This window comes from Nocardia wallacei, assembly GCF_029868745.1.
GTDB lineage: Bacteria > Actinomycetota > Actinomycetes > Mycobacteriales > Mycobacteriaceae > Nocardia > Nocardia wallacei_B.
In genome coordinates this window covers 1-15,241 of record NZ_JARWOP010000263.1, presented here as the reverse complement: position 1 = coordinate 15,241, position 15,241 = coordinate 1, and the positions used below count along the sequence as shown (strand labels likewise).

Sequence of the window (15,241 nt, the reverse complement as noted above, 5' to 3'; positions counted from 1 at the left end):
GCTGCGGTCCGGCTGTATCAACGGCGTCAAGCTTTGGCAGGTCGCCTACCACTCACCCACGGAATACGCCGGGGGGGTATCGGTATTCCGTATCCCCGCCCGTTCGTGCTCTGTGCCGTTACTTGCGTTGCAGCCGTTCGTCGTACGCGCGGCGGGCATCCCGGTCGACCTCGTCGGTGAAGAGGCGATCGACGCCGAGCCGCCGCGCGAAGAACTCGCCGATCGGCCGCGGGGTGAGACCGTTGAACACCGCGAGCACCGCCGCCAGCCGCGTGACGGTGACCCGGCGGCGGGGGCGGACGATCAGGCCGGCGACGGCGCGCGCCACGTCGCCGGGATCGGCGAGCAGGCCCATCGGCGCACGGGTCCCGGCGATCAGTTCGGTGCGGGTGAACGTCGGCAGCACCGCCGAGAACCGCACGCCGCTGCCGCGGTGCTCCAGCCGCATCACATCGGTGAAGCCGAGGACGGCCTGTTTGCTGGCGCAGTAGGTCGCCATGCCCGGCGTCGGATTGGTCCCGGCCAGCGAGGCCACGGTGATGATGTGGCCGCGCCCGCGGTCCAGCATGCCGGGCAGCGCCAGCTTGGTGCCGAGCAGCACGCCGTACACGTTGATGTCGAGGATGCGCCGGGTGATGGCGTCCTGCTCCGCCGCGAAACGCCCCACCGGCATGATGCCCGCGTTGTTGACCAGCACATCGAGCGGCCCGGCGGCCGCCTGCGCGGCGTCGAGGAAGGCCCGGAACGACTCCGGATCGGTGACGTCCAGCGGCAGCGCCGCCGTGAGCGCGAGTTCGGCGCCCGTCGCCGCCGCCGCGTCCGCGTCGATATCGCCGATGACCACGCGCGCGCCGGCCGCCGCGAGGACACCGGCGATCGCCCGGCCGATGCCGCGCGCCCCGCCGGTGACGGCCACGGTCCGGCCCGCGAGACCGGCCCGCGCGGTCATCGCACCCGCCGCCGGAAGCGCACGGCGCACGGCTGCTGCAACTGCACGACCATCTTGGAGTGATCGTTGCGGTAGCTGTCGGACGGCTGCGCCATCTCGAACTCCCAGTCCCGCAGCAGGATCGAGAAGATCGCCTTGAGCTGCATGAGCGCGAACGCCGCGCCGACGCAGCGGTGCCGCCCGGCGCCGAACGGGATCCAGGTCCAGCGGTTGATCAGGTCGGCCTGGTTCGGATCGATGTAGCGGCCCGGGTCGAACCGGTCGGGCTCCGGGAAATCCTCGGGGATGCGGTTGGAGACCGCGGGCGTGGCCGCCACGAGATCGCCCGGCGCGATGCGGTTTCCGCACACCTCGAACTCGTCGCGGGCCACCCGCATGAGGATGATCAGCGGCGGGTGCAGCCGCAGCACCTCCTTGAGCACCGCCTCCAGATGCGGAATCTGGCGCAGCGCATGGAAACTGACGTCCTTGCCGTCGGCGTAGAGTTCGTCGAGTTCGGTCACCACCCGCGCCAGCTGGTCGGGGTGGCGGAGCAGTTCGATGACCGTCCAGGCCGCCGTGCCCGAGGTGGTGTGGTGCCCGGCGAACATCATCGAGATGAAGATGCCGGTGATCTCGCTGGCGGAGAAGCGCGGGTTGCCCTCCTCGTCGCGGATCGACACCAGCACGTCGAGCATGTCCCGATCGTCCTTGCCCTGCGGGGGATTGGCGATGCGGCCGTTCATGATCCCCTGCACCAGGTCGACCAGTTCGGCGCGGGCCTCGTCGCGGCGGCGGAAGCTGTCGATGGGAGCGTACGGGTCGACGTAGCACAGCGCGTCGGTGCCCTGTTCCAGTTCGTGGTACAGGTGGGCGAACCGCTCGTCGAGTTCGTCGCGGAACTTCACGCCGATCAGGCACGCCGAGGAGGTGTAGATGGTCAGCTCGGCGAAGAACTCCAGCAGGTCGATCTCGCCGCTCTCACCCCAGCCCGCCAGCATCCGATCCACTTCGCGCGCAATGGTTTCCGCGTGCCCGCGCATGTGCTCGCCGCGCAGCGCCTGATTGTGCAGCATCTCCTTGCGACGTTCGGGGCTGGCGTCGAACACCACGCCCTCGCCGAAGATCGGCTTCATGAACGGGTAGGCCGCACCCTGGTCGAGGTCCTCGTCGGCGGCCCGGAAGAAGAACTCGTTGGCCTCCGAGCCCGACAGCAGGATCACGTCCTTGTCGGCCAGGCGGAACGAGCCGACGTCGCCGCACTCCGCCCGCACCCGGCGCATCAGCGCGATCGGATCGGTGCGGAACTCCTCGAGATGCCCGTGTTCGTGTTCGCCCCCGGAGACCTGCCGCGGCTTCACCAACGTCATCGCCAATCCTCCCGATGATTCGATCCAGACAGTGACCTGGACATGTGTCTGGACGGTACTACGCCGAGGCGCGGCGAGCAAGGTCGGGACGGTCAGTCGAACCATCCGCCCACCGCCGGAGCGGTGTTGTGCCAGATGTGTTTGGTCTCCCGGTACTCGGCCAGCCCGCCCGGACCGAGTTCGCGGCCGGTGCCGGAACGGCCGAACCCGCCCCACTCCGCGGCCGGCGTGTAGCAACCGAAGTCGTTGAGCCACACCGTGCCGTGGCGCAGTGCGCGCACCACCCGTTCGCCGCGGGCCGGATCGGCGGTGCGGACGCCCGCCGCCAGGCCGTAGGCGGTGTCGTTGCCCAGGGCGATGGCCTCGGCCTCGGTGCCGAACCGCTCGACGGTGAGGATGGGCCCGAAGGTCTCCTCCTGGACGATCCGCATGCCGCGGTGGCAGTGGTCGAAAATGGTGGGCAGGTAATAACTTCCGGCCGCCAGCCGCGGATCGTCGGGCCGCTTGCCGCCGGTGATCAGCGTGGCGCCCTCGGCGATACCGAGCGCGACGTAGGCCTCCACCTTCGCGCGGTGCTCCTCGGACACCAGCGGTCCGGTCCGGCTCGACGGGTCGGTGCCGGGCCCGACCCGGATGCGGGCGGCCCGGTCGGCGAGCGCCGCGACGAACTCGTCGGCGACGCGATCCTGCACGATCAGCCGGGTACCGGCCGAGCACACCTGACCCGAGTGCAGGAAGACACCGGTCAGCACCGCGTCGACGGCGCTGTCGCGCTCGGCGTCGGCGAAGACGAGATGCGGGTTCTTGCCGCCGAGTTCCAGCGCGACCCGGGTGAGGTGCGTGGCCGCCCGGCGGGCGATGTCGGCGCCGGTGGCGGCGCCGCCGGTGAAGGAGATCAGGTCGACGTCCGGACTGCCGGTGAGCGCGGCGCCCGCCACGGCCCCGGCGCCCTGCACCAGATTCACCACCCCGGGCGGGGCGCCCGCCCGGTCGATCAGCCGCACCAGCGCGATCGTGCTCAGCGGCGTCACCTCGCTCGGCTTGGCGACCACGGTGCAACCGGCCGCCAGCGCGGGCGCGATCTTCCACGACATCTGCAGCAGCGGATAGTTCCACGGGGCGATGAGCGCGCAGACTCCGACCGGCTCGTGCACGACGCGGCTGAGCACCGCCGAGTCGCCGGTGTCGACCAGCCGGTCGGCGTCGACCGCGACGAGATGGGCGTAGTACCGGAATACCGCGATCACGTCGTCGAGGTCGATGTGGCTCTCGCGCAGCGTCTTTCCGGTGTCGAGGGTCTCGATGCGGGCGATGTCGTCGCGGTGTGCCTCGAGCAGTTCGGCGATCCGCACCAGCAGCGCGGCCCGCTCCGCCACCGGGGTGGCGGGCCAGTCGCCCGCGTCGAAGGCGGCGCGCGCCGCGGCGATCGCACGGGCCACGTCGTCCGGATCGGCCTCGTCGACGACGGCGATCACCTCGCCGTCGGCCGGGTTCCGGATCTCGCGGGCGCCGCCGCCGGACGCACGCACCCAGGTTCCGCCGAGGTGCAGGTGCGGTGCGCGGAGCAGTGGCTCGTCGGTGAGGATCATCGCACCACAGTGCCGCAATGGTCAGGCGCCCGGCGCGGTAGGCCCCCCGCGCGTCGGGCCCGCCGGGTTTCGATCCGGGTGACCGTAATCCTGGCCCCCGGGTGGAGCGGGTGGTTTCGTCGGATCGATTGTCAGGTTCGAGTGAAAGGTCCCCGGTATGTCCGTCGACATCACAGCCGACGCCCGGACCACCGCGCGGGTGGTCAAGCTCGGTACTCACCTCGGCGCGCGGATCGAGGGGGTCCGGCTCGGCGGTGACCTGGACGCGGACACCGTCGCCGCCCTCCGCGCGGCGCTCAACGAGCACAAGGTGATCTTCTTCCGCGACCAGCACCACCTGACCGAGGACGGCCAGTACGAATTCGCGCAGCTGCTGGGCACGCCGACGATCCCGCATCCGACGGTCCGGTCGGCGGGCGTGAAGAGCCTGGCCATCGACTCGCATCAAGGGCGTTCCAACAGCTGGCACACCGACGTCACCTTCGTCGACCGGGTGCCGAAGGCGTCGATCCTGCGCGCGGTCACGTTGCCGAGCTACGGCGGCTCCACCACGTGGGCCTCCACCGTCGCGGCGTACAACTCGCTGCCCGAACCGCTCCAGCGGCTGGCCGAGAGCCTGCGCGCGCGGCACACCAACCGCTACGACTACGCCGCGACCGCCGAGGACAACCACCGGGGCGAGACCATCGAGGCCTACCGCGGCGAGTTCGAATCCACCTACTACGAGACCGAGCATCCCGTGGTCGAGGTGCACCCGGACACCGGCGAACGCGCGCTGCTGCTCGGCAATTTCGTGCAACGGATCGTCGGCCTGCCGGGCAACGAATCGCATACGTTGTTCCGGCTGTTCCAGGACCGGGTGACCCGGCTCGAGCACACCACCCGCTGGGACTGGTCGCTCGGCGACGTCGCCATCTGGGACAACCGCGCCACCCAGCACTACGCCATCGACGACTACGACGGCGCCGAACACCGCAGGCTCACCCGCATCACCCTCGCCGGGGAGGTCCCGGTCGGCGTCGACGGCCGGCGCAGCACGGTGATCGCCGGAGACGCCGAGCACTACTCCGCCCCGGCCGCACGAGCCGCCTAGCCGCGCGGATATCCCGCCCGCCGCGCGTCGTCCGAAGCGGACCGCGCGGCGTCGATTACCCTGTGACGACTCGCATCCAGGGCTACGCACAGGCAGGACCGGCACATGGTCGGCTGACGAGGGGAATCCCGTGGATTTATGGAGCTACGTCCGAGGGCGCGGCGGGACCTTGGCCTTCCTCATGTATCAGCATGCCTCCCTGGCCTTTCAGACGGTGCTGGTCGGCACCGTGGTCGCGGTGCTCATCGCGGTGGCGGTGTACCGGATGCCGCTGCTGTCCCAGCTCTCGCTGACCTCGAGCCGGGTCGCGCTGACGATCCCGTCGCTGGCGCTGCTCGCGCTGCTGCTGGTCCCGTTCGGGCTCGGCGTGGTGCCGTCGTTCGTGATGCTGGCGTTCTTCGCGGCCATGCCGGTGATCGGCAACGCCATCGTGGGACTGCGGTCGGTACCGCCCTCGGTCGTGGAATCCGCACGCGGCATAGGCTTTTCGCGCTCGCGGATCCTGCTGACCGTCGAACTGCCGATCGCCTGGCCGGTGATCCTGACCGGCATCCGGGTCTCCACCCAGATGATCGTGGGCGTCGCCGCCATCGTCGCCTACGTCCTCGGGCCCGGCCTGGGCTCGCTGATCTTCAACGGCCTGTCCCGCCTCGGTGGCGCGAACGCTCTCGAAATGGCGCTGACCGGCACCATTGTCATCGTCATCATCGCGTTGGTGTTCGACGCGCTGCTCGTCCTGCTCGGACGCCTCACGATCGCAAAGGGACTGTCATGACCGCTGATGTGACCGGCAGGCCCGCTCCGGCGGCGCCGGAGCGCAATGTGACCGGGGCGTCCATCACGCTGGACGCGGTGGTGAAACGCTATCGGGGACAAGAGAAGCCGGCGGTGCAGCGGCTCGATCTGGAGATCGAGGCGGGCGAGATCGTGGCGTTCGTCGGGCCGTCGGGGTGCGGCAAGACGACGACGCTCAAGATGATCAACCGGCTGATCGAGCCGACCGAGGGCCGCATCTTCATCGGCGGGCGCGACGTCACCCGGGAGGATCCGGACAAGCTGCGGCAGTCGATCGGATACGTCATCCAATCCGGGGGACTGTTCCCGCACTGGTCGGTCGCCAAGAACATCGCCGCCATCCCGCGGGTACTGGGCTGGGACAAGCGGCGCATCGCCGAGCGCACCGAGTACCTGCTCGATCTGGTCGGCCTGGACTCCGCCACCTTCGCCGACCGGCTGCCCAAGGACATGTCCGGCGGCCAGCAGCAGCGCGTCGGCGTCGCCCGCGCGCTGGCGGCCGACCCGCCGGTGCTGCTCATGGACGAGCCCTTCGGCGCGGTCGATCCCATCACCCGGGTTCGCTTGCAGGACAGCCTGATCGCGATCCAGCACGAACTCGGCAAGACCATCGTCGTGGTCACCCACGATTTCGAGGAGGCCACCAAGCTCGGTGACCGGGTGCTGATCCTGTCCGAGGGCGGGCACGTCGAGCAGTACGCGAGCCCGGAGGAGATCCTCACCAATCCGGCCACGCCGTTCGTGGAGGAGTTCGTCGGATCCGGTGCGAAGCTGGCGTATCTGACCGTGTCGCGGGTGCGCGACGTGGCGACCGACGACGTGGTCACCGCGCGGGTGGGCGAGCCGTCGCAGGGCGTCATCGAACGGGCGCGGGCCGCCGGGCACACCTGGGTGGTCGTGGTCGATGGGGCCGGGCGGCCGCGGTCCTGGCCCACCCTGGACGAAGTGGCCACCAAGGCCGAGGTCTCCGACTACCTCGACCGGCGGCTACCGGTCGTGGCCCGATCCTCCACCCTCAACGACGCACTCGACGCCATGCTCGCCGCCAGCCAGGGCGCGACGCTCGTCACCGACGGCCGCGGCGCGGTGGTCGGGTCGCTGGGCATCGCCGCGGTGACCGAGATGATCCAGGCCAAGCTCGCCGACGGCCGCCCCGAGGAGGCGGAACGATCCTACGAAACCTACGTCGACGGCAGCGAGAACGTGCCGACGCCGGTGGTCGCCGCCGACGAGGAACCCGGATCGGGCGAGCCGTCGTGAAGCGCTTGCGCCGCCTACCGATGGACGTGTGGTTCGAGCCGCTGCTCATCCTGGTCATCGGCATCGGATACGTGCTCTGGTATCGGGCGACGACGTTCACCCCGACGGAGAAGGCGTCCCTCGGCTGGGACAATTTGCAGACCACCATCCTGTCCCACATCAAGCTGACCGTGGTGGCCACGCTGATCGTGGTGATCGTCGCGATCCCGCTGGGTGTCGCGCTGACCCGGCCCGCGCTGCGGCGGCTCGAGCCGCTCGCGGTCAACATCGCCAATATCGGCCAGGCCGCGCCCGCGGTCGGCCTGCTGGTGCTGTTCACCTTCTGGCTGGGGACCGGATTCCGCACGGCGATAGTCGGTTTGGTCGTGTACGCGATCCTGCCGATCCTGCAGAACACCATCGTCGGGCTGCGGCAGGTGGATCAGCGCACCATCGAGGCCTCGCGCGGCATCGGATTCTCCGGCGCCCGCACGCTGTTCCAGGTGGAGCTGCCGCTCGCGGTGCCGGTGATTCTCAACGGGGTGCGGACCGCGCTGGTCATTCTCGTCGGCACCGCGACGCTGAGCACCTTCATCGGCGCCACCAGCCTCGGCACGCTGATCACCACCGGCGTCACGCTGTTCCTGCCCAAGCTGCTGGTCTCCGGCGCGATCCTGGTCGGATTGCTGGCTCTGACCATCGACTGGCTCGGCAGGCTGGTCGAACTGGCCGCGACCCCGCGAGGTATCTCATGAGATCACCACGAGCGCGACTGGTCACCGCGATTTCCGCACTGGCCGTGGCGATGTCGATGCTCGCCGGGTGCGGCCTGGTGAGTTCGTCGGGCACGTTCCACGAGGCGAGCCTGCCCGACGGCGATCGCCCGCTCGACGGTGCGGAGCTGGTCGTCACGTCGAAGAGCTTCACCGAGGGCGTGCTGCTGGGCAAGATCACCGCGACCTACCTCGCCGCCGCGGGCGCCGAGGTCCGCGATATGACCGGGGCGCCGGGCTCCGCGTCGTCGCGCCAGGCGCAGCTCAACGGCGACGCCGACGTGCTCTGGGAGTACACCGGCACCGGCTGGGTCAACTACCACAACCAGAGCGAGACGATCGCGGACCCGCACGAACTGTGGCAGCGCGTGCACGATATCGAGCGGCGCGACTACGACCTGGAGTGGCTGCCGCCGGCGAACTTCAACGACACCTACGCCTTCGGGGCCGCCACACCGACCGCGCAGCGGCTGGGCGTGCGGTCGCTGTCCGACGTGGCCGCGCTCCCGGTGCCGGACCGCACCTTCTGTGTCGACGACGAATTCTTCAGCCGCTCCGACGGTTTCGTGCCGATGCTGCAGAAGTACGGCATTCCCTACAACGACCCGAACGGGGTGCCCGCCGGTAACGTCACGCGGATGGACTCCGGCGTCGTCTACACCGCGACGGCCAAGGGCGCGCCCTGCCACTTCGGCATGATCTACACGACCGACGGCCGGGTGAAGAACCTGAACCTGGTGGTCCTCGACGACGACAGGAAGTTCTTCCTGCCCTACAGCGGCACCGCGGTCGTCCGGGGCGCGGTCCTCGAGCGCTACCCCCGGCTGCGCGACCTGATCGGCACGATCTCCGAGCATCTCACCGACGACCTGATGCAGGAACTCAACGGCCGGGTGGACATCGACGGCGAGGATCCCGCCGACGTCGCCTACGACTGGCTGCGGAGCGAGAAGCTGGTGCGATAGCCGGGGCCGGAGCCGGAAACCCTTGTGGTTCTTGTATGTTGATCTCATGCAGGGCAAGTACGACCTGAAGCAGCACGAGCCACACATCGCTCGCATGTACGACTACTACCTCGGCGGCAAGGACCACTACCAGGTCGACGCGGAGGCCGCTGAGAAGGTGCTGGCGGCGCTGCCCGAGGTGCGGGTCGCCGCCCAGGCCAACCGGGGCTTCATCCACCGTGCCACGCGCTATCTCGCGGGCGAGGCCGAACCGCCGAAGGCCATGGACGCCAAGGTTCCCGGCTACGCCGCCGTCGCGCGCAAGCCCTGAGCGGCGTTGCGTGCCGCACGCGCGGCGGCGGCCGGCCGGGCTCAGCGCGGCGGTGAGTACAGTCCCCGGCCGGTGATCAGCGGAAGGTCGAGCGTCGTCCGGATGCCCGGCGCCGCCGCGACCACGGCGGGAATCGCGTTCACGATGCGCCCGGCCGCCGCGGCGATCGCGGCGTGGTTGTGGTCGCCGTGCCGGCTGGTCGGGCAGATGTCGACGGTGTAGGAGGGCTCGCCGGTGATCTCGACGCGGTAGGAGCCGCCCGGCTGGGCGGGCTGCGGCCAGTCCGGCCGGAGTTCCGCGCGCAGCCGGGTGACGTGTTCGATGACGATCGCCGGGTGCCCCTGCACCATGCCGCGGATCTCGAAACGCACTGCGGCCGTGCCGCCTTCGGGGATATGCCCGGCGGCGACATCGAATGCCGCCGGCGCGGGTTCGCGCACCGCGGTGTCGGTGATCTCGTCGACGGTGATGCCCAGCCCGGCGGCCAGCTGGCGGATCGCGGTGCCCCAGGCGATGCTCAGCACGCCCGGTTGCAGCAGCATCGGGATCTCCTCGGGAGGCTTGCCGAAGCCCATCACGTCGAACATGACCGTCGAGCCGTCGTAGGTGGCGTAGTCGGCGATCTCCGTGCAGCGGATCTGCTCGACGGTGCGGCAGGTCCCGGCGAACGCGAACGGGATCAGATCATTGACGAAACCCGGGTCCACGCCGCTGATGAACAGGCTCGTATTGCCTTCGCGCGCAGCCTCTTCCACCCGATCGATGGACTTGTCGGGCACCACCTGCCACGGGTACTGCAGCACGCCGGGCGCGGAACCCACGACGTTCACGCCGTGCGCCAGCAGCCGCCGGCAGTCGGCCATCGCCTCGGGCAGCCGGGTGTCGCCCATCGCGCAGTACACCGCGCAGTCGGGCCGGGCGGCGAGGATCTCGTCCAGGTCGCCGGTGGCGGTGATCCCGGTGACCACGTCCAGCCCGGCGAGTTCGCCCGCGTCCTTGCCGACCTTGCCCGCCGTGGCGACCCAGACGCCGGTCAGCTCGAACTGCGGATTGGTGATCAGCTCGATCAAGGCCAGGCGGCCGACGTTCCCGGTGCCGATGTGCGCGACGCGGATGGGCATGAATTACTCCTCTGGACAACGGTTTCGGTGGTTCCGAGCACCATTCTGGAACAGTGTCTAGAACATGTTCTAGTTCGTATGGTAGCGTCGCGCCATGGGACGTGTAGACGGAAAAGTGGCACTGATCAGCGGTGGCGCCCGCGGGATGGGCGCGGCCCACGCGCGGCTGCTGGTCGCCGAGGGCGCTCGGGTGGTGGTCGGCGACATCCTCGACGACGAGGGCAAGGCGCTCGTCGCGGAGATCGGCGAATCCGCCCGCTTCGTACATCTGGACGTGACCGATCCCGATCACTGGGAGTTGGCGGTCGCCACGGCCGTCGAGGATTTCGGCTCGCTCGACGTTCTGATCAACAACGCCGGTGTGGTGAACGGCAGCCCGCTGCAGAAGTTCGACCTGGCGCAGTGGCGGCGGATCCTGGATGTGAACCTGACCGGCACGTTCCTCGGGATGCGGGCGGTGGTCGAGCCGATGATCGCCGCGGGCGGCGGGTCCATCGTCAACGTGTCATCGATCGAGGGCCTGCGCGGCGCGCCGTGGGCGCACGGCTATGTGGCGTCCAAATGGGGCGTGCGCGGGCTGGCCAAGTCGGCGGCACTCGAGTTGGCGCCGCACAAGATTCGGGTCAACTCCCTGCATCCCGGCCTCATCCGCACCCCGATGACCGCGAACATCCCCGACGACCTCGTGACGATCCCGCTGGGCCGCCCGGCCGAACCGGAGGAGGTCGCCACCTTCGTACTGTTCCTGGCCAGCGACGAGTCGGCCTACGCGACCGGATCGGAGTTCGTCGTGGACGGCGGCCTGGTCACGGGCGTCCCGCACAAGACCTCCTGAACCGAGCCCCGCGGCGCGGTCAGTGCAGCGGGGCCGACCAGCGCAGGCAGGTGCCGCGCGGGACCGAGCCGTCGGCGGGGGCGACGGCTCGGACCGTGAACTCGCCGCCGCCGGTCTCGGCGCGGTGCGCCAGATCGGTGAGCCCGCCCGGGGTGACGGCGTCCGGAATGCCGCGGCCGTCGTCGGTGACGGTCACGGTGAGGTTGTCCGCGACATCGATCTCCACGTCGACGGTCGCCGGATCGGCGTGCCGCACGGCATTGCCGACCGCTTCGCGGACAACGGCTTCCGCGTGATCGGCCAGTTCGGGACTCACCACCGACAGCGGTCCGGTCACCCGCAGCGAGGTGCGCACGGCCGTGGCCGCGGTCTGCTGCCCGACCGCCTGCTCGATGCGCTGGCGCAGGCGGGTGCCCGCCGTGCCGCCGCCGTGCAACTCGAAGATCGACGTGCGGATCTCCTGGACCACTTCCTGCAGGTTGTTGATCGCGTCGGCGAGCCGCTCCTGCACCTCGGGGACGCGGGTGCGCGGCACGGTGCCCTGTAGTGACAGGCCGACGGCGAACAACCGCTGGATGACATGGTCGTGGAGATCGCGGGCGATGCGGTCGCGATCGGTGAGGATATCGATCTCGCGCATCTGCCGGTGCGTGTCGGCCAGATGCATCGCCAGCGCGGCCTGATCGGTGAAACCCGAAGCCAGCTCCAGGATTTCGTCGTCGTACGGAGCGGTCTCGACCGGGCGCACCGCCACCAGCACGCCCAGCGACGCGTCCGGGGTGTGCAGCGGCAGGACCAGCGCGGGCCCGGCGCCGGGGAACAGGCGGGCGAGGTCGGTCTGGCGGGCGTCGTCGAGCCGCCGGGCCGTGCGCTCGGTGAAGACCGTGCCCAGGGTGGTGCCCTCGAGGCGCAGGCCGCGGCCGGCGTGGTCGTCGGCCGTGCCGGAGCTGTGGGTGATCACGAGCCGGTCGACGTCCTCGGGCCGCAGGTCCGGCTCCTCGACGATGGCCAGATACACCTGTGCCGAACGGGTGAGCTGCCGGGCGTGATCGGCCAGGTGGGCCAGGACCGCGGATTCGTCTGTGCCCGCGAGGAATTCGGTGGTCAGGTCGCGGGTGGCCTCGATCCAGGCCTGCTTGGCGCGGGCAGACTCGTAGAGCCGGGCGTTCTCGATGGCGATACCGGCCGCCGCGGCGAGCGCCTGCACGATCAGCTCGTCGTCCTCGGTGAACAGCTGCCGGCCGGATTTCTCGGTGAGATAGAGGTTTCCGAAGATCTCGTCGCGAATGCGGACCGGGACGCCGAGGAACGATCGCATCGGCGGATGGTTGGCCGGGAATCCCACGGAGGCGGCGTGCGCGGCCAGGTCCTCGAGCCGGATCGGCTTGGGCTGACGGAACAACAGGCCGAGCACGCCGTGTCCCTCCGGGAGGTCGCCGATCAGCGACCGGGTGTCGCCGTCGATGCCCTCGTAGATGAACTGGGACAGCTGCTCCCCGTGGCCGCGGATGCCCAGTGCGCCGTACCGGGCGTCGACCAGGCTGATCGCGGTGCGCACGATAGTGCGCAGCGTCTCGTCCAGGTCGAGGCCGGAGCTGACCGCGAGCATCGCATCGACCAGCCCGTCCATGCGGTCACGGGCGTCGATGATCTGCTCGACGCGGTCCTTCACCTCGGTGAGCAGCTCGCGTAGCCGAAGCTGGGACAGCGTCTCCCGCACGGAGTAGGAACCGGTTCGCGAATCGTCGGTCACTTCGGCAATTCCTGTTGTCCAGCGGGTCCGAACTCGGATTCGAAAATTCTACGCGCACCGCGGGTCTCGCACGGCATCGGTCCGCGACAGGGATTACCCCAGGGGCGGCGGGGTGCGGTGGTGGGTGGCCTGCTCGTAGGCGTACGCCAGGGCGAGGAGCTTTCCGTCGTCGAGCGGTCGGCCCAGCAGTTCGACGCCGATCGGGAGGCCCGCGTCGGTGAACCCGGCGGGCACGGTGATGGCGGGCAGCCCGGTGACCGGACTGCGGCCCTCGGCCAGCATGTCCACCGTGCGCATCGCCCCCGGCGCGTCGATCGGCGGGGCCGGGGTCTGGGTCGTCGGGTAGAGCAGGGCGTCGAGCCGGTTGTCGCCGAGCACGCGCAGGGTGTACTCGATCATCGCCGTACGAGCGGCGAAGGCCGCCTGGTACATCGGGGATTCGGTGGTGAACGGCAGGTAGGCGATGAGCAGCGGCTGCACGTCGGGCACGGTGGTGTTGGAGGTGATGATCTCCCACAGGTTCCGGGCCGGCGGCGGCGTCACGGACCCGGCCAGGTACGCGTCGATGGCCTGCCGGAACTCGTACTCGGTGAGTTCGGCGGCCAGCGAGGTGAGCGGGCCGAGATCGCCGATGTGCACGAAATGCGCACCGAGCGCGGCCATGTCGCCGATGGCCCGTTCCACGACGGCGTTGGTGGCCGCGCAGTCCGGGTCGGCGGGGTCGCCGAAGAAGTCGTCGACGATCCCGATTCGCTTGCCCGCCAACGCGTTCGGGTCGAGGAACGACAGATAGCTGCGGCCCGGGCGACCGGAGCCCAGCGTGCTCGGGTCGGCCGGATCCGGACCGGCGATGGCATCGAGGATCAGGGCCGCGTCGGTGACCGTGCGGGTGATCGGCCCCGCGGCGTCCTGCGTGGTCGACAGCGGGATGATCCCGGCCCGGCTGACCAGCCCGGCGGTGGGCCGCAGGCCGACGCAGTTGTTGCGCGCGGCCGGGATGCGGATGGAGCCGAGCGTGTCGGTGCCCAGCCCGGCGGTGGCGAAACCGGCGGCGACGGCGGCGGCGGTGCCGCCGCTGGAGCCGCCGGGACTGCGCTGCGGATCGTAGGGATTGCGCGTCTGCCCGCCCAGCGAGCTGACGGTGCTCGCGCCCATCGCCCACTCGTGCATGTTCGCCTTGCCGACGACGATCCCGCCCGCCCGGCGCAGCAGATCGGTGACGGTGGCGTCCTGGCCGGGAACGTAGTCGCGGAACAGCGCGTTGCCCGCGGTGGTCGGGAGGTCGGCGGTATTGAAATTGTCCTTCAGGACGATCGGAATGCCGTGCAGCGGACCGCGTGTGCCCGTGCGGGCGCGCTCCTCGTCGAGTTCGGCGGCGGTGTCCTCGGCGGTGTGGTCGACGGTGATGAACGCGTTGATCGCCGGACCGGCCTTGTCGAGAACGGCGATTCGATCGAGGTGCTGCGCCACCAGCTCCCGGGACGTCAGGGCGCCCTGGTCCAGCGCCCGCGTCAGCTCCTGAATCGACATCTGCGTGGGGGACCGCGCGGGGTCGGTCCGCGCGGGGGCGGTGGACCAGGCGGGCAGGGCGAGCCCCAGGCCGGCGGCGCCCGCGCGGGCGAGGAACGTGCGCCGCGACGGCCGGGCGTCGCGGGGCCGCGCGGACGGGATCGCGCCGGCGCCTGCCATCGTGCCTCCTGAGTGCGTGTCACCGCCCGTCCGACGGGTGCCGGCGGGTGAAGGTTGCTCGAGAATGTCGGCCGAGATCTGCTCGGGCGTTACCGCGGCGCGCCGAGCGGGCGAATCGGATCCAGCATAGGCCGTGCGGGTCCCGGCGCCCGGCATCTGGGCAGGCGTTCAGCTATCAATGGCAAATCGGTCATTTGTCCGAGTATGCGCTGCTGGCGTCGATCCTGTGGAAAACATATGAGCGAGATCACGATTCGGTCGCGGCAGCAGCTTTCTTACTGCAAACAGTTTTCATGCCCTTTGCGGATTCTTTACTATTGATCGGTCTTCGCATTCGGAAGACATCTGCTAGAGGTTCCACCGCCGCGCACGCGTTCTCGCTGTCCGCGGCGCTCGCCCGCCAGCTGCTCGATGCCAGAACATGTTTGACCCGATGAACCGAACCGTGGCCCGGTTCGGCGAAGGAGAAATATGTCAACCGACATTGACCCTGCCCGACGGACGTCGCTCCCCGGTCTCTCCGTGGTGCTTCGCCATGACCTCCCCGCCTCCGTGGTGGTATTTCTCGTCGCTTTACCCCTGTCCATCGGCGTCGCCGTGGGGCACCGCCCCCCCCCGGGCCCCCGCCCGGCCGGCCCCCGCGGCGGGGGCGCGGCGGGCGCTTTCCGCCTCGCGCGGCCCCGCCCGGGGGGCCACCGCCACGCGCGCCCCGGCGCCGGGCGCGCTGTCACAGGAACTCGCGGGGCTCGGCGAGACACAGCGGTACGAGCATGTGCTGGAC

The 15,241-nt window shown here is 70.1% G+C and carries 13 protein-coding genes and 1 pseudogene; 8 read left to right on the top strand and 6 right to left on the bottom strand.

The annotated features are described in order from the left end of the window. Positions 1-118 precede the first annotated feature (118 nt). The 3 genes from QH470_RS23835 to QH470_RS23825 form a co-directional block, all read right to left on the bottom strand. Complete coding sequence (locus tag QH470_RS23835) at positions 119-949, bottom strand: SDR family oxidoreductase (protein ID WP_280274586.1); 831 nt, start codon at positions 947-949, stop codon at positions 119-121. Further along, a complete protein-coding gene (locus tag QH470_RS23830) occupies positions 946-2,298 on the bottom strand; it encodes a cytochrome P450 (RefSeq protein ID WP_280274585.1) in 1,353 nt (450 codons plus the stop codon). Before QH470_RS23830 ends, QH470_RS23835 begins: the two co-directional genes overlap by 4 nt. A 92-nt stretch (positions 2,299-2,390) precedes the next feature. Next, positions 2,391-3,887, bottom strand: coding sequence for an aldehyde dehydrogenase family protein (locus QH470_RS23825; RefSeq protein ID WP_280274584.1), 1,497 nt, complete (start codon positions 3,885-3,887; stop codon positions 2,391-2,393). Positions 3,888-4,044: 157 nt separating this feature from the next. On the opposite strand from QH470_RS23825, the gene QH470_RS23820 reads away from it, so the two are divergent. The 6 genes from QH470_RS23820 (at position 4,045) to QH470_RS23795 (ending at position 9,062) form a co-directional block, all read left to right on the top strand. Then, on the top strand, positions 4,045-4,980 hold the full coding sequence (locus QH470_RS23820; protein ID WP_280274583.1) for a TauD/TfdA dioxygenase family protein: 936 nt from the start codon (positions 4,045-4,047) through the stop codon (positions 4,978-4,980). Positions 4,981-5,110: 130 nt separating this feature from the next. Beyond that, positions 5,111-5,755, top strand: coding sequence for an ABC transporter permease (locus QH470_RS23815; RefSeq protein ID WP_425302768.1), 645 nt, complete (start codon positions 5,111-5,113; stop codon positions 5,753-5,755). Next, positions 5,752-7,035 carry an ATP-binding cassette domain-containing protein gene (locus QH470_RS23810; RefSeq protein ID WP_280274582.1) on the top strand — a complete coding sequence of 428 codons (1,284 nt, stop codon included), beginning with the start codon at positions 5,752-5,754 and terminating at the stop codon, positions 7,033-7,035. The genes QH470_RS23815 and QH470_RS23810 overlap by 4 nt, the downstream gene beginning before the upstream one ends. Further along, positions 7,032-7,769 carry an ABC transporter permease gene (locus QH470_RS23805; protein ID WP_280274581.1) on the top strand — a complete coding sequence of 246 codons (738 nt, stop codon included), beginning with the start codon at positions 7,032-7,034 and terminating at the stop codon, positions 7,767-7,769. The genes QH470_RS23810 and QH470_RS23805 overlap by 4 nt, the downstream gene beginning before the upstream one ends. Next, positions 7,766-8,752: a glycine betaine ABC transporter substrate-binding protein gene (locus QH470_RS23800; protein ID WP_280274580.1), complete on the top strand. Its 987-nt coding sequence runs from the start codon at positions 7,766-7,768 to the stop codon at positions 8,750-8,752. The genes QH470_RS23805 and QH470_RS23800 overlap by 4 nt, the downstream gene beginning before the upstream one ends. 46 nt (positions 8,753-8,798) lie before the next feature. Beyond that, positions 8,799-9,062: an SAM-dependent methyltransferase gene (locus QH470_RS23795; protein ID WP_280274579.1), complete on the top strand. Its 264-nt coding sequence runs from the start codon at positions 8,799-8,801 to the stop codon at positions 9,060-9,062. A gap of 41 nt (positions 9,063-9,103) precedes the next feature. Here the strand turns inward: QH470_RS23795 and QH470_RS23790 are convergent, their stop codons facing one another. Further along, positions 9,104-10,183, bottom strand: a complete 1,080-nt coding sequence (locus QH470_RS23790) for an NAD(P)H-dependent amine dehydrogenase family protein (protein ID WP_280274578.1) — start codon at positions 10,181-10,183, stop codon at positions 9,104-9,106. Positions 10,184-10,277: 94 nt separating this feature from the next. Here QH470_RS23790 and QH470_RS23785 point away from each other — a divergent pair, with 94 nt between their 5' ends. Beyond that, complete coding sequence (locus QH470_RS23785) at positions 10,278-11,018, top strand: glucose 1-dehydrogenase (RefSeq protein WP_280274577.1); 741 nt, start codon at positions 10,278-10,280, stop codon at positions 11,016-11,018. Positions 11,019-11,037: 19 nt separating this feature from the next. Here QH470_RS23785 and QH470_RS23780 read toward each other — a convergent pair whose 3' ends face one another. Further along, a complete protein-coding gene (locus tag QH470_RS23780) occupies positions 11,038-12,771 on the bottom strand; it encodes a sensor histidine kinase (RefSeq protein WP_280274576.1) in 1,734 nt (577 codons plus the stop codon). Positions 12,772-12,864: 93 nt separating this feature from the next. Next, positions 12,865-14,460: an amidase gene (locus tag QH470_RS23775; protein ID WP_280274575.1), complete on the bottom strand. Its 1,596-nt coding sequence runs from the start codon at positions 14,458-14,460 to the stop codon at positions 12,865-12,867. Positions 14,461-14,995: 535 nt separating this feature from the next. Between QH470_RS23775 and QH470_RS23770 the strand changes: the two are divergent. Then, a pseudogene (locus QH470_RS23770) lies at positions 14,996-15,241 on the top strand (hypothetical protein); the annotation flags it as partial.